This is a genomic window from Hydrogenophaga sp. GW823-FHT04C09 (assembly GCF_058796355.1).
Map to the genome: position 1 here is coordinate 958,895 of NZ_JBXAIO010000001.1, position 17,969 is coordinate 976,863.

Sequence of the window (17,969 nt, forward strand, 5' to 3'; positions counted from 1 at the left end):
GGTAAGCTCCGCGTCGAAGACACCACCCGGAGACCCCATGCCCGCCTATCTCTACGGCAACATCGACATCACCGACCCGACCCTCTACGAGGAATACCGCCGCGAGGTGCCCGCCGTGATCGCCGCGCACGGCGGCCGTTACCTGGTGCGCGGCGGCGCGGTGAAGGTGCTCGAAGGCCACGGCGTGCCGAACCGCCAGGTGATCCTCGAATTCCCCGACATGGCGCGGCTCGAGGCCTTCTACCACTCGCCCGAGTACCAGCGCCTGGTGGCGATCCGGCAGCGCGCCGCCAGCGGCACGCTGTTCGCCATCGAAGGCTACTGAGCCGGCGGGTCCTGCGCCGGGGCGGCGGCGCCCATCACGCTGTACCAGTCGACCTTGCGCGTCGCAACCATGATGGCGGCCAGCACGCCGAACAGCAGCAGCGAGCCCATCATCAGCGCGTTGTCCTCCGAGATCAGGATGCCGTAGAGCACGCCATAGAGCGCCACCAGCAGGCCGCTCATGAGCAGGCCCGGCGTCCAGCCGCCCAGCACGTGGCGCAGGTAGTGCGCCAGCAGGCCGATGCAGGCCGCGCTGGCCACGAGGTAGGCCCAGACGAAGTCCAGGTGCTCGGCGATCGACAGCAGCAGCAGGAAGAACAGCACCAGCGCGGCGCCGATCATCAGGTACTGCATGGGGTGGATGCGCCAGCGCTTCACCATCTCCAGCACGAAGAAGGCGGCGAAGGTGAGCACGATGAACATCATCCCGTACTTGGTCGCGCGCTCCGTCATGCGGTAGACGTCCACCGGGTTGCCGAGCGAGACGGAAAAGCTCTCGGGCGCGCGCCGCTGCTCGCCGCCCTGCTGCACGAACTGCTGCTGCGCCTGGGTCGAGAGCGACGGCACGCTCCACGCGGCCTCGAAGCCCGAGGCGCTCACGCTGCGCGTGCGCGGCAGGAAGTCGCCGTCGAAGCTCGGGTGCGGCCAGCTCGATTGCAGCTGCACGCGGTTCTCGTCGGCCAGCGGCACCCAGCCGATGCGGCCCGTGCCCGCGAGTTCGAGCTGCAGTTCGAAGGGCAGCACCGCGCCGGGCCGCAGCTGGGCGACGTCGAGCGAGGCAGCCAGCGGCAGGGGCAGCCGCTGCGCGGCCGGCCCGGGCGCCACGGCCAGCGGGCGGCCGTCGACCTTGAGCTGGGGCGCGTTAAGCAGGCCGCGCAAATCGCTCACGCCCATGAGCAGGCGTGGCTGGCCCAGGCTGATCTGGCCGTTCTTCTCGCGCGGTTCGACCTCGGTCCACACGAAGCGGCCGCTGCTCCGGTTCACGCTGGTGTAGACCGTGATCGGGAAGACGCCGCGCCAGCGCGTCTCGGTCGCGAGCTGGCTGCGGGTCTCCATCACCGTGGGAAAGCGGATCACCGCGTGCGACTGCGTCACGCGCTCCTCGCGCGTGTGGCCGGTCTCGCCCACGCTCACGGTGCGCGTGAAGGTCTCGGTGTAGGGCACGTACAGCACCGGCCCGGTGAGGGTCTGCGCGCCGGCGTGCGCGCGCGCCACCTCCTCGGTGGCGGTCTCGCGGTTCTGGCTGCGCTCCTGGATCAGGTCGCGCACCATCAGGAGGGGAATCGAGAGCAGCAGCATCAGCAGGCCGATGACCAGGACTTTGCTCAGCAGGGGGTATTTGTTCAAGTCGGGCTCCGTGGTGAGAACCCGGCCAGTCTGGCCCCGCCGTGCGAAGCGGCCGTGCGCTGCAGCAGCGTTTTGTGCAGTGGGTGTGAAACCCTCAGGCCGGCAGGCGCCAGCGGGCGATGCAGCCGTCGGGCGAGGACACGTTCTCCACCACCACCTGGCCGCCGTGCAGGTCGCTCACTTCCTTCACCAGGCACAGGCCCAGGCCCGAGCCCTTGTCCTGCCCCTCGCCGCGCGGCAGCGAATAGAAACGCTCGAACAGGCGGTCGCGCGCGTAGTCGGGAATGCCCGGCCCCTGGTCGCGCACCGACCACTCCAGCTGGCCACCGTCCTTGTGCAGGCGCAGCCACAGCTCGCCCTGCGGCGGCGAGAAGTCGATCGCGTTGTCCAGCAGGTTCTGCAAGGCCTGGCCGATGAGGAAGGCATCGCCCTGCACCACCAGGCCCTGCCCGAGTTCGTCGCGCACGCGCAGCGACTTGCGGCGCAGGCGCGGCTCGAGCCGCTGCAGCAGCTCGCGCGTGAGCGCGCTCAGGTCCACCGGCTCGCGCGTGCCCAGGCCTTGCATCTGCTCCACGTGGGCCAGTTGCAGCAGCTTGTCCACCAGCAGGTGCAGGCGCTCGGCCTGCCGTTGCACGTTGCCGGCGAAGCGCTGCCGGTCGGGCGCGGGCAGGTCTTCCTGCAGCAGCTCCGCCGCGCCCCGGATCGCGGCCAGCGGGCTCTTGAGCTCGTGCGTGAGTGTGTGCACGTAGCTCTCCACATAAGCCTTGTCCTCCAGCTTGAGCCGCATGCGCTCCAGCGCGCCCGCCAGGTCGGTGAACTCGGTGCTGCCGCTCAGGCGACCGAGCACCGGCAGCGGCACGCGCTCGCCGCGCGAGACCGCGTTCGCATAGCCGCGCAGGCGCGAGAGCGAGCTCGCGATCCACCAGCTGAACAGCAGGCCGATGAGCAGGGACAGGCCCAGCAGCACCCAGGACCAGCGCAGGATGCGCTGCTCGCTGCGGTCGATGTAGGGCTGCAGGCGCTGGTTGGGGCGCGAGACGGTGAGCACGCCGATGACGCGGTCGCCATCGCGGATCGGCGCGGCCACGTGCATCACCGTGTTGTCGGGGTCGTCCGGACTGGCGGGGCTGGAGCGCGCGCCGTACTCGCCGCGCAGCGTGCGCACCACGTCGTTCCAGCGCGAATGGTCCTGGCCGATGGCCTCGGGCTGCGTGTCGAAGCGCACGATGCCTTCGGTATCGGTGATGGTGATGCGGTAGTCGATGCGGTCCTTGCGAAAGCCCCCGATGTTGGCGCCGGGCCGCGCGGTGTCCAGGCCCTGCAGCGAGCGGGCGAAGAAACCCTCGGCGATGGTGCCGGCCTTCATGTCGGGCGTGGCCAGTTGCGCCAGCGTGTAGGCCGCGTCGATCAGGCTGTCCTCCATGGCCAGGCGGGTGCCGGGCTTGACCTCGTCCAGCAGCACGCGCAGCACCACGAACAGCGCCAGGCCCAGCACCAGGAAGAACCCAATGAGCAGGCGCAGGCCGATGCGCATTCAGGGCAACCGCAGCGAGTAACCCATGTGGCGGTGGGTCTGGATCACGTCCGCCACCAGGCCGCGCTCGCGCAGCTTGGCGCGCAGCAGCTTGATGTGCGCGTCCACGGTGCGGTCGGAGGTGTGCGGGGCCCCGCCCCAGACCAGGTCCATGAGCTCGGTGCGCGAGAAGATGCGCTGCGGCCGCCGCAGCAGCGTGGCCAGCAGCAGGAACTCGTAGCGCGTGAGCGCCAGCAGTTCGCCCTCGCAGGCGATGCGCTGCGCCTTCTCGTCCAGCGTGAGCAGGCCCGGGGCCACCGGGGTGGGCGCGGGCACCGCGGCCGGGGCGCCACCGCCCGCGCTGCGGCGCAGGATGGCGCGCACGCGGGCGCACACCTCGCGCGGCGAGAACGGTTTGACCACATAGTCGTCGGCCCCCAGCTCCAGGCCCAGCACGCGGTCGATCTCCTCGTGGCGCGCGGTCAGGAACACGATGGGCAGCTCGCTGGTCTTGCGGATCGCGCGGCACACGTCGAAGCCGTTGCCATCGGGCACGCCCACGTCCAGGATGGCGAGGTCCGGCGGTGCTTCTTCGAAGGCCGACAGTGCCTCGCGCGCCAGCCCCACGTGCCGCACCTCGAAGCCCTCGCTCTGCAGCGCGTACAGCAAGGTGTCGGCGATGGCCTGTTCGTCTTCCAGCAGCAGGATGCGCTTGCGCATGGTGTAGAGGGGGCTTTCGGATGGAGCGGGCCATCTTAACCAAGGCCCTGGGGGCCCCCGAAAGCCAGTCACAGCTGGTTACGAGCACGACCTTTGACCACACGCCGGCTTCACACGGGGGCGGGATAATTCCACCCCATGCTTCAGCTCACCCCACGCAGGACGGTTCTCGCCCTGGCGTTCTCCGCCGCCCTCATCGTGGCGTTCCCGGTCCCGGCGTCGACCTTCGACCTGCCCTCGCTGGATCGCATCGTCCACTACCAGCCCAAGCTGCCGCTGCAGGTCTACACCGCCGACGGCGAGGAAATCGCGCAGTTCGGCACCGAGCGGCGCGACTACGTGCCGCTCTCGCGCATGCCGATGCAGCTGCAGCAGGCCGTGCTGGCGGTGGAAGACGCGCGCTTTCGCGAACACTCGGGCGTGGACCCCAAGGGCATGGCGCGCGCGGTGCTGGCCGTGATCACCGGGGGGCGCAAGCAAGGCGCCTCCACCATCACGCAGCAGCTGGTGCGCACCATGCTGCTCACGCGCGAGTTCTCGGCCGAGCGCAAGGCCAAGGAAATCTGGCTGGCCCTCAAGCTGGAAGACGAGATCTCCAAGGACCGCATCCTGGAGATCTACATGAACGAGATCTTCCTGGGCCAGCGCGCCTACGGCTTCGCCGCCGCCTCGCAGATCTACTTCGGCAAGCCGCTGGACAAGCTTTCGCTGGCCGAGACCGCCATGCTCGCGGGCCTGCCGCAGAACCCGTACTACGCCAACCCGGTGGCCAACTTCGAGCGCGCCACGCAGCGCCAGCGCGTGGTGCTCGAGCGCATGCGCGCCGTCGACGCGATCGACGACAAGCAGCTCGCCGCCGCGCGCGCCGAGAAGCTGGTCATCCGCACCCCGGGCACGCGCAGCGTGCACGCGGCCCACGTGGCCGAGATGGCCCGGCGCGCCGTGGTCGAGCGCTTCGGCACCGAGGCCTATTCGAGCGGGCTGCGCGTGACGACCTCGCTGCGCGCGGCCGACCAGCGCGCCGCGCACACCGCCGTGCAGCGCGGCGTGCTGGCCTTCGAACGCCGGGGCGCGTGGCGCGGCCCGGAAGACACCGAGTCGCTGCCCTCGGGCAACGGCGCCGAACTGGAGCGCGCGGCCGCCGAGGCGCTCAAGGACCACCGCGACGACGAGACCCTGCGCGTGGGCATCGTGCTCTCGGCCAGCCCGACGGCGCTGGAGGTGCAGCTGGCCAGCGGCGAACGGATCACCGTGCAGGGCGAGGGCCTGCGCTGGGCACAGAAGGCGTTCGACGCCAAGGCCAAGGCGCCCCTGAAGATCACGCGCGGCGCCATCTTGCGCGTGGTCGCCAACGGCAAGGCCAAGGACAAGAAGACCCCGCTGTGGGCCATCTCGCAATGGCCCGAGGCCGAGGCCGCGCTCGTCGCGCTGGACCCGCAGACCGGCCGCGTGCGCGCGCTGGTGGGGGGCTTCGACTTCACCAACCAGCCGTTCAACCACGTCACGCAGGGCTGGCGCCAGCCGGGCTCGGCCTTGAAGCCCCTGCTTTACTCCGCCGCGCTCGAAGCGCGTGTGATGCCGGCCACGATGGTGGACGACCTGCCCTTCACCGCCGCCAACGGCTGGAGCCCGAACAACGCCAGCGGCGAACACCTGGGCTCGATCTCGGTGCGCGAAGCGCTCAAGCGCTCGAGCAACCTGGCCAGCGTGCGCGTGCTGCAGCACACCGGCACCCAACCCGCGCGCGAGTGGACCGGGCGCTTCGGCCTGGACGTGGCGCGCCAGCCCAACGACCTCACCCTGGCCCTGGGCACCGGCAGCGCGACGCCGCTGCAGATGGCCCAGGCCTACGCCACCCTGGCCAACGGCGGCTGGCCGGTGGCGTCGGTGGTGATCGAGAAGATCACCGACGCGCAGGGCAAGGTGCTGTTCGAAGCCCCGGCCGCGCCCCCGCTGACCGAAGAGACCCGTGCCATTCCCGCGCGCAACGCCTACGTGGTCGGCAGCCTGCTCAACGACGTGGCGCGCGCCGGCACCGCCGCGCGGGCCCAGGCCCTGCTCAAGCGGCCCGACATCTACGGCAAGACCGGCACCACCAACGACGCGGTGGACGCCTGGTTCGCCGGCTACCAGCCCTCGCTGGCCGCGGCCGTGTGGGTGGGCTACGACAAGCCGCGCAGCCTGGGCGGCGGCGAGTCGGGCGGGCGCATCGCGCTGCCGATCTGGATCGACTACATGGGCGCGGCGCTCAAGGGCGTGCCGGTGGCGCAACCGCCCGCCCCGCCGGAAGGCCTGGTGCGCGATGGCGAGGACTGGCTGTACGCCGAATGGCACGACGGCGGCTGGGTGTCGCAGATCTCGGACACCAGCGGGGTGCAGTACAAGACCAACCTCGGCAGCGAGATCGGCAAGGTGTTCAACTCGTTCGGTGCCTGGCTGCGCGGCGAGTCCAGGCCCTGAGCGAAGGCCCCTGAGCGCTGCACGGCGGCGACAGCCCAGCGCGGACCGCGCACCTATCATCGGCTCACCATGAGCCCTGCCGCCCCTTCTCCCGACGCCGCCGCCCTTCCCACCGCCGTGTTCGAACAGGACGGCACCCGCTGGCAGCCCAGCGTGCTGGCCCGCGGCCCCTGGGACGCCCGCGCCCAGCACGGCGGTGCGCCTTGTGCCCTGCTGGTGCACCTGGCCGAAAGCGCCCTGCCCGACCCGGCCTGGCAGCTCTCGCGCCTGAGCATCGAGCTGATCAAGCCGGTGCCGGTGGCGCCGCTGACCTCGCGCCTGGACACCCACCCGGGTCGCTCCACCACGCGCATGACGATCGACCTGTTCGCTGACGATGTTCTGGTGGCCCGGGGCCATGCGCTCCTGGTGCGCGGGCAGCCGTTCGAGTTGCCGTCCGGCTTGCCGGGCTGGTCGCCTGAGCTGCTGCGCCCGCTGCCCGACGAATGCCATGAGCGGCTGCGCATTCCTGGCCTGCCGGATGGTGTCTCGTTCTACCAGTCCGCCATGGACCACCGCATGGCTCAGGGCGATGCCGCGCAGCCCGGCCCGGCCGCCGCCTGGTTTCGCCTGAGTGTGCCGCTGGTGCAGGGTCGGCCCAACTCCCCTGCCATGCGGGCGGCGGCCGCCGCCGATTTCGGCAATGGCCTGAGCTGGGTGCTGCCGGCCGAGCGCTACCTGTTTTCGAACGCCGACCTCAGCCTGCACCTGCACCGCCCACCCGAAGGCGAGTGGATCGGGTTGCGCTCGGAAACCCAGGCCCACGGTGGCGGCGTGGGCACCACCTTGTCACGCCTCTACGACGTGCACGGCCCCATCGGCGTCGCGACCCAGACCCTGGTGATGCGCGAACGCGCCTGAGGCGCGCTCAGCCCGCGCAGATGCGCGCCTTGGCCTCGGCGTATTCGCGCTTGAAGCGCGCCACCAGGTCGGCGGCGGGCAGCACCTCGCGGATCGCGCCGATGCCCTGGCCGCAGCCCCAGATGTCGCGCCAGGCCTTGGCCGCGTTGGCGCCCTCGCCGGTGGCGAAGTTCATCTTGCTCGGGTCGCTCTGCGGCAGGTTGTCCGGGTCCATGCCGGCGTTCTTGATGCTGCCCTTGAGGTAGTTGCCGTGGATGCCGGTGTAGAAGTTGCTGTAGACGATGTCGTCGGAGTCCGACGCGGTGATCATCTCCTTGTAGCCGTCCACCGCGCGCGCTTCCTCGGTGGCGATGAAGGCCGAGCCGATGTAGGCCAGGTCGGCGCCCATGGCCTGCGCGGCCAGGATGGCACCGCCCGAGGCGATGGCGCCCGAGAGCGCGATCGGGCCGCCGAACCATTCGCGGATTTCCTGCACCATCGCGAACGGGCTCTTCACGCTGGCGTGGCCACCGGCACCGGCGGCCACGGGGATCAGGCCGTCGGCGCCCTTGTCAATCGCCTTGTGCGCGAACACGTTGTTGATCACGTCGTGCAGCACGATGCCACCCCAGGCGTGCACCGCCTGGTTCACGTCCTCGCGCGCGCCCAGGCTGGTGATCACGATCGGTACCTTGTACTTGGCGCACAGCTGCATGTCGTGCTCCAGCCGGTCGTTGCTCTTGTGCACGATCTGGTTGATCGCGAACGGCGCGGCCTTGTTGTCGGGGTTGGCCTTGTCGTGCGCGGCCAGGGCCTCGGTGATTTCAGCCAGCCATTCGTCGAGCTGCGAAGCCGGGCGGGCGTTGAGCGCGGGCATGGAGCCCACCACGCCGGCCTTGCATTGCGCGATCACGAGCTTGGGGTTGCTGATGATGAACAGCGGCGAGCCGATCACCGGGAACTTCAGGTTCTTCAGAACGAGCGGCAGGCTGCGGGCGGGTGCGATCATGGTGTCTCCGTTGGGGTTCGTCAGGATTCTGGGGGCAGCGCGGGGCGAGGCCCTGTCGATGCGGCGACAGGGCGCGCGAAAACCGCGATCAGAAGGCCTCGATGGCGAGCGCGGTCACGGCCTCGGCGCCGTCCACGATGCTGTCGCGCACGCCCGGGGCGCGGCTGAGGAGGTGGTCGGCGTAGAAGCGCGCGGTGGTGATCTTGGCCTGCATGAAGGCCGCGTCCTTGCCCTGGGCCAGTTGGTCCTCGGCCACCATCAGCGCGCGCGCCATCTGCCAGCCCGCCACGAGGTTGCCCGCGAGCATGAGGTAGGGCACGCTGCCGGCGAAGGCCGCGTTGGGGTTGGCGCGCGTGTTGGCGGCGATGAACTCGACCACGTCCACGAAGGCCTCGCGCGCGGCCTTCAGGCGCGCATGCACGGCCTTCGCGTTGGCGCTGCCGCGCGTCGCCAGTTCGGCTTCGGTCTTCTCGATCTGGGCCGCGATGGCCTTGGCGCCGGTGCCACCATCGCGCGCGGTCTTGCGGCCCACGAGGTCGTTGGCCTGGATGGCGGTCGTGCCTTCGTAGATGGTGAGGATCTTGGCGTCGCGGTAGTACTGCGCCGCGCCGGTCTCCTCGATGAAGCCCATGCCGCCGTGCACCTGCACGCCCAGGCTGGTGACTTCCAGGCTCATCTCGGTGCTGTAGCCCTTGACCAGGGGCACCAGGAATTCGTAGAAGGCCGCGTTCTGCTTGCGCACCTCGGCATCGGGGTGGTGGTGGGCGGCGTCGTACGCGGCGGCGGCCACGCTGGCCATGGCGCGGCAGCCTTCGGTGGACGCGCGCATGGTCATGAGCATGCGCTTGACGTCCGGGTGGTGGATGATGGGCGCGGCCGCGCTCATCGAGCCATCGACCGGGCGGCTCTGCACGCGGTCCTTCGCGTAGCCCACGGCCTTCTGGTAGGCGCGCTCGGCGATCGCGATGCCCTGCACGCCCACGGCGTAGCGCGCGGCGTTCATCATGATGAACATGTACTCCAGGCCCCGGTTTTCCTGGCCCACGAGGTAACCCACGGCACCGCCGTGGTCGCCATACTGCAGCACGGCGGTGGGGCTGGCCTTGATGCCCATCTTGTGCTCGATGCTCACGCAATGCACGTCGTTGCGCGCGCCCAGGGAGCCGTCCGGGTTCACCATGAACTTGGGCACCACGAACAGGCTGATGCCCTTCACGCCCTCGGGCGCGCCGGTCACGCGCGCGAGCACGAGGTGCACGATGTTCTCGGCCATGTCGTGCTCACCGTAGGTGATGAAGATCTTGGTGCCGAACACCTTGTAGCTGCCATCGGGCTGCGGCTCGGCGCGGCTGCGCACGGCAGCGAGATCGGAGCCGGCCTGCGGCTCGGTGAGGTTCATGGTGCCGGTCCATTGACCGCTCACCAGTTTTTCGAGGTAGGTCGCCTTGAGCTCGTCGGAGCCCGCGGTGAGCAGGGCTTCGATCGCGCCGTCGGTCAACAGCGGGCACAGCGCGAAACTCATGTTGGCGCTGTTGAGGATTTCGCCGCAGGCCGCGCCGATGGTCTTGGGCAGGCCCTGGCCGCCGAAGTCCACCGGGTGCTGCAGGCCCTGCCAGCCGCCTTCGGCGTACTGCTTGAAGGCGTCCTTGAAACCGGGTGTGGTGGTGACCACGCCGTCCTTGAACCACGAAGGGTTCTTGTCACCCTCGAAGTTCAGCGGTGCGATCACGCCTTCGTTGAGCTTGGCGCACTCCTCGAGCACGGCTTGCGCGGTTTCCAGGCCGGCTTCCTCGAAGCCGGGCATCTGCGCCACCTGGTCGATGCGGGCCAGGTGCTCGATGTCGAACAGCATGTCCTTGAGGGGGGCGGTGTAGCTCATCGTCTTGTCTCCGGGGGAAATTCAGGGGGCAGATGCGGCAAGGGCATCGCGAACGATGCCCTTGTCTTTCTCAAGCGGCTCAGAGTGCCTTGATCAACTCGGGCACGGCGGTGAACAGGTCCGCCTCCAGGCCGTAGTCGGCCACCGAGAAGATCGGGGCCTCGGGGTCCTTGTTGATCGCCACGATCACCTTGGAGTCCTTCATGCCGGCCAAATGCTGGATCGCGCCCGAGATGCCGGCGGCGATGTAGAGCTGAGGCGCGACGATCTTGCCGGTCTGGCCCACCTGCCAGTCGTTGGGCGCGTAACCCGCGTCCACGGCGGCACGGCTGGCGCCGAGGGCGGCACCGAGCTTGTCGGCCAACGGGGTCATCACCTCGTTGAACTTCTCGGCGGAGCCCAGCGCGCGGCCACCGGAGACGATGATCTTCGCGGCGGTGAGTTCGGGGCGGTCGCTCTTGGCGATCTCGCTGCCCAGGAACTTGCTCTTGCCGTCATCGGCCGCGGCCGTGGCGGTTTCCACGGCGGCGCTGCCACCGGTGGCCGCCGCCGGGTCGAAGCCGGTGGTGCGCACGGTGATCACGTGCTTGGCATCGGTGCTCTGCACGGTGGCGATCGCGTTGCCGGCGTAGATCGGGCGTTCGAAGGTGTCGGCGCTGATGACCTTGGTGATGTCGGAGACCTGGCCCACGTCCAGCGTGGCGGCCACGCGCGGCGCGACGTTCTTGCCGCTGGCGGTGGCCGGGAACAGGATGTGGCTGTAGTTGCCGGCCAGGGCCAGCACCTGGGCGGCGACGTTCTCGGCCAGGCCGTGCTCGAAGCCCGGGGCGTCGGCGTGGATCACCTTGGCCACGCCAGCGATGGCGGCGGCGGCCTTGGCGGCTTCACCGGCGTTGTGGCCGGCGATGAGCACGTGCACGTCACCCCCGCACTGGGCGGCGGCGGTCACGGTGTTGAGGGTCGCGCCCTTGATGGAGGCGTTGTCGTGTTCGGCAATAACGAGTGCGGTCATTTGTCAGGTCCTCAGATCACTTTGGCTTCGTTCTTCAGCTTGTCCACCAGGGCGGCCACATCGGCCACCTTGACGCCGGCACCGCGCTTGGGCGGCTCGCTGACCTTGAGGGTCTTGATGCGCGGCTTCACGTCCACACCGAGGTCTTCGGGTTTGACGATGTCCAGCTGCTTCTTCTTGGCCTTCATGATGTTGGGCAGCGTCACGTAACGCGGCTCGTTCAGGCGCAGGTCGGTCGTGATGACGGCCGGCAGCGTGATGGACAGCGTCTCCAGGCCGCCGTCCACTTCGCGCGTGACGCTGGCCTTGCCGTCGGCCACTTCGACCTTGGAGGCGAAAGTCGCTTGGGGAAGCCCTGCCAGCGCGGCCAGCATCTGGCCGGTCTGGTTGCAGTCGTCGTCGATCGCCTGCTTGCCCAGGATCACGAGCTGGGGCTGTTCCTTGTCCACCAGCGCCTTGAGCAGCTTGGCCACGGCCAGGGGCTGCAGTTCTTCGCTGGTCTCCACCAGGATGGCGCGGTCCGCGCCGATGGCCATGGCCGTGCGCAGGGTCTCCTGGCACTGCGTCACGCCGCAGGAGACGGCGATCACCTCGGTGACCACGCCCTTCTCCTTCAGGCGCACGGCTTCTTCCACCGCGATCTCGTCAAACGGGTTCATGCTCATCTTGACGTTGGCGATGTCCACGCCAGTACCGTCGCTCTTGACGCGAACCTTGACGTTGTAATCCACCACGCGCTTGACGGGGACGATGACCTTCATGATTGGGTTGCTCCTGATGATTGGAAAAATGTCGTCACGAATTGACGTGCACGTCAACTCAAGGATTGTATGCGGATGGTCAGCCGCCTCATGGGCGCTGCCCTCGTGGGCGACGCACAAACCGAGAAAAGAACGGTCGTGCTTTTTTTGCCATTGTAGGCGCTATTGCCCCTGGATGGAAGTCTCCCTAGTGAAACGGCACGTGCCTTCGGTCTCGGAATGACCGTTTGATTTCTTAATAGATTGTCAAAACGGCTGCAACACCGCAGGTCCATCGATATATTCGTGCAAACACATTCTGTTTCTTTTAATCCTTTGAAGCACCTGCCCGAGCCACATGCGCATTGCCGCCATTGATGACGATCCCGCGCAGCTGGATCTGGTCAGGGTGGTCGTCGCATCCATGGGCCACGACTGCCACCTGTTCGAGAATGCCAACGCGCTGCTGCGCGTGCTGCCCAAGGAGACGTTCGACCTCTTCATCGTCGACTGGGAACTGCCCGACATCCCCGGCCTGGACGTGATCCGCGCCATTCGCGACACCGCGATGGCACCGGTGCCCATCCTGATGATGACCAACCGCAGCGACGAGCGCGACATCATCGAAGGCCTGAACTGCGGCGCCGACGACTACATGGTCAAGTCCGCCCGCGTGGGGGAGTTGCGCGCGCGCCTGATGGCGCTGCTGCGACGGGGCGGCCACGCCCCGGCGCCGAGGGAGCTGGTCTGGGGCCGCTACCGTTTCCTGGTGCAGGACCGCGTGGTGCGCGTCGACGGCACCGAACTCTCGACCCTGACCAGCAAGGAATTCGACCTCGCTTTCCTCATGTTCCGCAACATGGGCCGCCTGCTCTCGCGCGCCCACCTGATCGAGGCCGTCTGGGGCATCGACGCGGACATCTCGTCGCGCTCGCTGGACGTCTACATGTCCCACGTGCGCAGCAAACTGAGCCTGCGCGCCGAGTCGGGCTACAAGCTGGTGTCCGTCTACAGCCACGGGTACCGGCTCGAAGACCTCGGCCCGGTGCCGGCCGCCCTGGCCCATTGAACATGCCCCGCACCGCCCCTCAACCCCCTTTGCGTTCGCCCTGGCGCCTGGTGGCCCCCGCCGCCGCCCTGCTCTGCTGGAGCGGGCTGGCGCTCGCGCAGCAGGACCGCGTGCACACCGTGCAGCCGGGCGACAACCTGTACGACCTCGCGCAGCGTTACCTGGACGACCCGAGCCAGTGGCCGCAACTGCAGCGCCTCAACCAGGTGAGCCATCCGCGCCGCCTGAGACCCGGCAGCCAGCTGGTGATTCCCGCCGCGCTCGCGCGCCCCGAGCCGGCGGTGGCCGATGTGCTGCACGTCGCGGGCCAGGCCAGCGTGCGCCAGGGGGCGTCCCAGGCCCATGCCGCGCCGCTGGTGGTCGGCGGACAGGTGAGCGAAGGCGCGCAGATCGAGGTGGGTGACGACGGCTTCGTGACCCTGCGCCTGGCCGATGGCTCGGTGGTGCGCCTCTCGGCCGGCACGCAGGTGCGCCTGCGCGAACTGCGGCATGCGCCCGCGCCCGGCCATGCGCAGTCCGGCCTCGACCTGGAGCGCGGCCGGGTCGATGCCACGGTCAAGCCACTGGCCTCTCCCCGCAGCCGCTTCGAGGTGCGCACGCCGCGCGCCGTGGGCGGCGTGCGCGGCACCACCTTCGGCGTGGCGGTGGGCAGCGGAGGTGACCTGATCGGCGATGTGCGCGAAGGCGCCATCCAGGTGCGCTCGCGCGCCACCCCCACGAATGCGGCAGGCACCCTGGTGCACGCCGGCCAGGGCGCGCGCGTGGGCAACACAACGGTGGTGGCGCCCCTGCTCGCGCCGCCCGACCTCTCCGGCGTGCCCGACGTGCTCGAGGACGCCTCGCTGATCGAACTGCCGCTCGCCCGCGAAGCCGGCGCCGTGGCCTGGCAGGTGCGCATCGCCAGCGACGACGCGGCCGAGCGCGTGGTGCGCAACGCCGTCTTCCCCTCGCCCGTGGCGCGTTTCGCGGCGCTGGACGATGGGACCTACCTGCTCGCGGTCCGCGCCATGGATGGCCAGGGCATTCCGGGGACCGAGGCGGTGCGCCGCCTGGTCGTCAACGCGCACCCGACGGCCCCTTTGCTGCGCGAACCGCGCCAGGGCAGCCGGGTGGTGGGTCCCGCCATCGAACTGCTGTGCACCGAAGGCGCCACGGCCGTGGGCTACCGCTTCGAGGTGGCGCGCGACGCCAGCTTCACCGATCTGGTCGCGCAAACGCCCGACCTCGACCGCTGCCAGCACACCGTTCGCCCGCTCGCACCCGGCGCCTACGTCTGGCGGGTGGCGGCGGTCGCCCGCGATGCGCAGGGCGAGCGCGACCAAGGGCCTTTCAGCCGACCGATGCCGTTCCAGGTCGTCGCCCTGCCGCCCACCCCGTCCACCCCCACCCTGGGCGGCGCGGGAACCGACACGCTCGCGGTGAGCTGGACCACCAGCCCCGGCGGCCCCTGGCGCCATCAGCTCCAGCTCGCGCACGACGCGGCCTTCGCCCGCCTGCTGGACGACCAGTCGCTCGCCGAGGCGGTGTTCACCCGGCCCATGCCGCCGCCCGGCACGTACCACCTTCGGGTGCGCCAGATCGACGCCGACGGCCTGCCCGGCGCGTGGAGCGAACCGCAGCGCCTGGACGTGCACGCGCGCGTCGTGACCTCGGACAACCGGCCGCTCCACAGCAGCGAAGGCCGGCCGGTGCTGCGCGGCCTTCGCTGACGTTCGCTTGGACACGCGGCCCACCGAATCCACCACCTCCCAGATGCAGGAGCCGCTGGCGCGCGCGCGCCGTCCGCGCACCCGCTGGCTCGAATGGGGCCTGCTGTCGGCGGCCCTGCTGGCCGGCGTGGTCGCCCTGGGTTGCTCGCGCAGCCTGGAACACATCGACCTGGCCCTCACCGACCAGCTCACGCGGCTGGGCCGGCAGGCGGTGTCGCCCGACATCGTGATCGTGGCCATCGACGACAAGAGCCTGAGCGAGATCGGCCTCTGGCCCTGGCGCCGCGCCTTCCATGCCGCGCTGCTCGACCGCATCACCCCCGCGGGGCCGCGCGCCGTGGGGCTGGACCTCATCCTGGTGGAACCCGGCCGCGACCACGCCGTGGACGATGCCCTGCTCGGCGAGGCCATCGCGCGCAATGGCAAGGTGGTGTTGCCCCTGTTGCTGATGGACCGGCACGGCACGGGTCAGCTGACCCGCACCGACCCGGCACCCGAGCTCGCCTCGGCGGCGGCGGCCATCGGCCACGTGCACCTGGAGATCGACAACGACGGCATCGTGCGCAGCACCTTTCTGCGCGAAGGCGACGGCGCCCAGTGGTGGGATCAGTTCGCCGTGGCCTTGTTGCGCGTGGGTGGCTTCGCGCTGCCCGAGCCCCTGCCCGGCGAGCGGGCGCCGCCGCCCAAGAGCCCGGACGCCTGGCAGCGCGACCACTGGATGCAGATTCCCTTCGCCGGACCACCGGGCAGTTTCCCGCGCGTGTCCTACGTCGACGTGCTCCGGGGCCAGGTGCCGCCCGAGCAGTTCGCGGGCAAGTACGTGCTCGTGGGTGCCGTGGCCGCCGGCATGGGCGACGCCTATGCCACGCCGCGTTCGGGCCAGTCCGAGTTGATGGACGGCGTGGAGATCGCGGCCAACGTGATGAACGCGCTGCTGCTCGACCAGCGGCTGGAACGCGCCAATGCCTGGCAGAACGCGCTGTTCAGCGTGGTGCCGGTGGGGCTCGCGCTGCTGGCGGTGCTGCTGCTGGCGCCCACCGCCTCGCTGCTGGCGAGCGCCGCGCTGCTGATCGCCACCGTCGTGGCCGCCGCGCTCGCGCCGTCCGTGGCCGGCCTGCACTTCGCGCCTTCGGCCGCCCTGCTGGGCGTGTTGCTGGCCTATCCGCTGTGGGTGTGGCGGCGCCTGCGCGCGGCGCTCGGTTACCTGCTCGAGGAGTTCCGGCGCATGGAGACCCGCCGCGACCTGCCCACCATGCTGCCGGCGGCCCGTTCGGGCGATCTGCTGGACCGCCACATCAACGCGCTGCAAAACGCCTCCGAACAGTTGCGCAACCTGCACCGCTTCGTCAGCGAGACGCTCAACAGCCTGCCCGACGCCACGCTCATCGCCGACGCCTCCGGCCACGTGCTCGCGGGCAACCAGGCCGCCTACCAGTACTTCAGCCGGCAGAAGGTGGCGCGGCTGCGGGGCTACCCCCTTGGCGAGCTGCTGCGCGGCGTGCACCGCACCGGCACCCAGCAGCCGGTGTTCGACATGGAGCGCCTGCACCACGCCACCCAGCCCTGGGGGGCGGAGGCGCGCGACGCCGCCGGGCGCGATCTGCTGGTGCGCTTCGTGCCCTGCTTCAACACCGATGGGCAGACCACCAGCTGGATCACCAGCCTGGTCGACATCACCCCGATCCGCGAGGCCGAGCGCCAGCGCGACGTGGCCCTGCGCTTCATCTCGCACGACATGCGCTCGCCGCAGGCCTCCATCCTCGCGCTGCTGGAAGTGCAGCGCATGAACCCCCAGCAGCCCATGCGGCCCGAGACGCTGGGCCGCATCGAACGGCATGCGCGCCGCACCCTGGACCTGGCCGAGGAGTTCGTGCAACTGGCCCGGGCCGAATCCAGCACCTACCGCCTGGACACCGTGGACCTGGTGGACCTGCTCGACGAGGCCGTGGACGAGGTCTGGCCGCAGGCCCAGGCGCAGCGCGTGAACCTGCTGGTGGTGCGCCCCGATGCACCGGCCCTGTGCGAAGCCGACCGCGGCCTGCTCACCCGGGCCATCGCCAACCTGCTGGGCAACGCGGTGAAGTACGGCGGCGAAGGCACCGAGGTGCTGTGCGCCGTGCACGCGGCGACCGGGGGATGGCGGGTCTCCATCACCGACCAGGGCCCGGGCATGACGCCCGAGCAGCAGCAGCGGCTGTTCCAGCAGTTCGCCCGGCTCGATCCCGAGCACAGCGCCACGCGCGGCGTGGGCCTGGGGCTGGTGTTCGTGCGCACCGTGATCGAACGGCACGGCGCGCGCATCGAGGTCATCAGCCAGCCCGGCCATGGCACGACCTTCCATTTCACGCTCGCCGCCAGCCCCCACCTGCCCTAGGAGGGTGCATTCCACGCTTTACACGGTCGCTCTGTTAAGCGACTGTTAAACCGTTTGTTTGCGAAACGGGTCGAGGCTACGCTGATGTCTCGTTCCCCGATTTCCCTTTGACGACATGAGCACCCACACGATAGACCGAACAGACCGCACCGTTTCCCTGGAGACGGGCGCCGCCTCGGTTGTGCAACGCGGTGCCCGAGAAACCGTGTTTCCCCCCGAGGCTGCGCTGCACGTTCTGACCCGTGACGAGTTCAGCAGCATGACCACCCCTCTCCCCGTCGACCCCCTCATCCACACCATGCGCATGCTCGGCCGCACGGTGCGCCTGCTGTTCAGCCGCCAGGAGCCTGAGCGAGCGCGTTCGCTGGCGATGGAACTGGCGCGCGCCACCTCGCCCTGCAAGGGGCTGGACGACCCCGTGCGCAGCTGGGAGGCCAACCTGCAGGTGGACCGGGGCCTGGGCCGGGCCCGGCGCCTGCAACGCCTGGTCAACAGCCCCGTCTGGCAAAGCGATCACGGCACGCCCGGCAGCGGCAAGACCCCGACCGAGAGCGCGGCCGACTACCTGTTCGCCTCGGTCATGAACCTGATCCACCAGATGCCGCTGTGCGACGAGGCCCATGTGTTCCGCCTCTGGTACCTCGCCACGCGGGCGGCCACGCCGCCGGAGAACGCCCTGCGCCTGTTCGGCGACCTGCGCTACCTGCCGGCCCACCAGCAGCTCGCCGCCGGCGCGCGCCTGCTCGAAACGCTGGGCAGCGACGCGCTGCACGCCACCCCCTCGCGGCCCCGGCTGCAGCCCGCCCACCCGGTGGAACTCCCCCCGAACGACTAGGCGACGACAGCGACTCAGGGCCATCCGGGTAAGTCTGGAGGGGGCCGCACAAGGGCTTGACCTATAGTGATTTCGCCGCCTCCGAGGGAGGCCGGTCAC

General features: G+C 69.9%; 14 protein-coding genes. 7 read left to right on the top strand and 7 right to left on the bottom strand.

The genetic code is table 11. The features are described from left to right. Positions 1-37: 37 nt before the first annotated feature. Complete coding sequence (locus tag AC1Q9M_RS04515; RefSeq protein WP_382323804.1) at positions 38-325, top strand: DUF1330 domain-containing protein; 288 nt, start codon at positions 38-40, stop codon at positions 323-325. Here AC1Q9M_RS04515 and creD read toward each other — a convergent pair. From creD to creB, 3 genes are all read right to left on the bottom strand, one after another. Then, positions 319-1,671 carry a cell envelope integrity protein CreD gene (creD, locus tag AC1Q9M_RS04520; RefSeq protein WP_382323803.1) on the bottom strand — a complete coding sequence of 451 codons (1,353 nt, stop codon included), beginning with the start codon at positions 1,669-1,671 and terminating at the stop codon, positions 319-321. The two genes, AC1Q9M_RS04515 and creD, sit on opposite strands and share 7 nt — an antisense overlap. Positions 1,672-1,765: 94 nt before the next feature. Next, entirely contained in the window at positions 1,766-3,205 is a 1,440-nt protein-coding gene (gene creC, locus AC1Q9M_RS04525) for a two-component system sensor histidine kinase CreC (RefSeq protein ID WP_492432614.1), read from the bottom strand. Continuing rightward, complete coding sequence (gene creB / locus AC1Q9M_RS04530; protein WP_492432616.1) at positions 3,206-3,904, bottom strand: two-component system response regulator CreB; 699 nt, start codon at positions 3,902-3,904, stop codon at positions 3,206-3,208. A 138-nt stretch (positions 3,905-4,042) separates the two neighbouring features. Here creB and AC1Q9M_RS04535 point away from each other — a divergent pair, with 138 nt between their 5' ends. Continuing rightward, a complete protein-coding gene (locus AC1Q9M_RS04535; RefSeq protein WP_492432618.1) occupies positions 4,043-6,364 on the top strand; it encodes a penicillin-binding protein 1A in 2,322 nt (773 codons plus the stop codon). A gap of 69 nt (positions 6,365-6,433) precedes the next feature. Further along, positions 6,434-7,264 (top strand): thioesterase family protein, encoded by an 831-nt coding sequence (locus AC1Q9M_RS04540; RefSeq protein ID WP_382323799.1) that lies wholly within the window; start codon positions 6,434-6,436, stop codon positions 7,262-7,264. Positions 7,265-7,271: 7 nt separating this feature from the next. Here the strand turns inward: AC1Q9M_RS04540 and AC1Q9M_RS04545 are convergent, their stop codons facing one another. The 4 genes from AC1Q9M_RS04545 to AC1Q9M_RS04560 all read right to left on the bottom strand — a co-directional run bounded on the left by AC1Q9M_RS04545 (position 7,272) and on the right by AC1Q9M_RS04560 (position 11,904). Beyond that, the gene (locus AC1Q9M_RS04545; protein WP_492432620.1) at positions 7,272-8,252 is read right to left on the bottom strand and encodes an NAD(P)H-dependent flavin oxidoreductase; all 981 of its coding nucleotides are present in this window, start codon (positions 8,250-8,252) and stop codon (positions 7,272-7,274) included. Positions 8,253-8,340: 88 nt separating this feature from the next. Then, complete coding sequence (locus tag AC1Q9M_RS04550) at positions 8,341-10,131, bottom strand: acyl-CoA dehydrogenase (RefSeq protein ID WP_382323798.1); 1,791 nt, start codon at positions 10,129-10,131, stop codon at positions 8,341-8,343. Positions 10,132-10,210: 79 nt separating this feature from the next. After that, complete coding sequence (locus tag AC1Q9M_RS04555) at positions 10,211-11,143, bottom strand: electron transfer flavoprotein subunit alpha/FixB family protein (RefSeq protein ID WP_382323797.1); 933 nt, start codon at positions 11,141-11,143, stop codon at positions 10,211-10,213. A gap of 11 nt (positions 11,144-11,154) precedes the next feature. Further along, positions 11,155-11,904, bottom strand: a complete 750-nt coding sequence (locus tag AC1Q9M_RS04560) for an electron transfer flavoprotein subunit beta/FixA family protein (RefSeq protein WP_382159425.1) — start codon at positions 11,902-11,904, stop codon at positions 11,155-11,157. Positions 11,905-12,241: 337 nt separating this feature from the next. Here AC1Q9M_RS04560 and AC1Q9M_RS04565 point away from each other — a divergent pair, with 337 nt between their 5' ends. The 4 genes from AC1Q9M_RS04565 to AC1Q9M_RS04580 all read left to right on the top strand — a co-directional run bounded on the left by AC1Q9M_RS04565 (position 12,242) and on the right by AC1Q9M_RS04580 (position 17,870). Then, complete coding sequence (locus tag AC1Q9M_RS04565) at positions 12,242-12,952, top strand: response regulator transcription factor (protein ID WP_382159427.1); 711 nt, start codon at positions 12,242-12,244, stop codon at positions 12,950-12,952. 2 nt (positions 12,953-12,954) lie between these two features. Further along, the gene (locus AC1Q9M_RS04570) at positions 12,955-14,661 is read left to right on the top strand and encodes a FecR domain-containing protein (RefSeq protein WP_492432623.1); all 1,707 of its coding nucleotides are present in this window, start codon (positions 12,955-12,957) and stop codon (positions 14,659-14,661) included. A 7-nt stretch (positions 14,662-14,668) separates the two neighbouring features. Beyond that, complete coding sequence (locus tag AC1Q9M_RS04575) at positions 14,669-17,035, top strand: CHASE2 domain-containing protein (RefSeq protein WP_492432624.1); 2,367 nt, start codon at positions 14,669-14,671, stop codon at positions 17,033-17,035. A 259-nt stretch (positions 17,036-17,294) separates the two neighbouring features. After that, positions 17,295-17,870: a hypothetical protein gene (locus AC1Q9M_RS04580; protein WP_382323794.1), complete on the top strand. Its 576-nt coding sequence runs from the start codon at positions 17,295-17,297 to the stop codon at positions 17,868-17,870. Positions 17,871-17,969 lie beyond the last annotated feature (99 nt).

Coding starts and splice junctions, on each gene's coding strand:
- AC1Q9M_RS04515 (WP_382323804.1), top strand. CDS start 38: ATGCCCGCCTATCTCTACGGCAACATCGACATCACCGACCCGACCCTC.
- creC (WP_492432614.1), bottom strand. CDS start 3,205: ATGCGCATCGGCCTGCGCCTGCTCATTGGGTTCTTCCTGGTGCTGGGC.
- creB (WP_492432616.1), bottom strand. CDS start 3,904: ATGCGCAAGCGCATCCTGCTGCTGGAAGACGAACAGGCCATCGCCGAC.
- AC1Q9M_RS04535 (WP_492432618.1), top strand. CDS start 4,043: ATGCTTCAGCTCACCCCACGCAGGACGGTTCTCGCCCTGGCGTTCTCC.
- AC1Q9M_RS04540 (WP_382323799.1), top strand. CDS start 6,434: ATGAGCCCTGCCGCCCCTTCTCCCGACGCCGCCGCCCTTCCCACCGCC.
- AC1Q9M_RS04545 (WP_492432620.1), bottom strand. CDS start 8,252: ATGATCGCACCCGCCCGCAGCCTGCCGCTCGTTCTGAAGAACCTGAAG.
- AC1Q9M_RS04550 (WP_382323798.1), bottom strand. CDS start 10,131: ATGAGCTACACCGCCCCCCTCAAGGACATGCTGTTCGACATCGAGCAC.
- AC1Q9M_RS04555 (WP_382323797.1), bottom strand. CDS start 11,143: ATGACCGCACTCGTTATTGCCGAACACGACAACGCCTCCATCAAGGGC.
- AC1Q9M_RS04560 (WP_382159425.1), bottom strand. CDS start 11,904: ATGAAGGTCATCGTCCCCGTCAAGCGCGTGGTGGATTACAACGTCAAG.
- AC1Q9M_RS04565 (WP_382159427.1), top strand. CDS start 12,242: ATGCGCATTGCCGCCATTGATGACGATCCCGCGCAGCTGGATCTGGTC.
- AC1Q9M_RS04570 (WP_492432623.1), top strand. CDS start 12,955: ATGCCCCGCACCGCCCCTCAACCCCCTTTGCGTTCGCCCTGGCGCCTG.
- AC1Q9M_RS04580 (WP_382323794.1), top strand. CDS start 17,295: ATGACCACCCCTCTCCCCGTCGACCCCCTCATCCACACCATGCGCATG.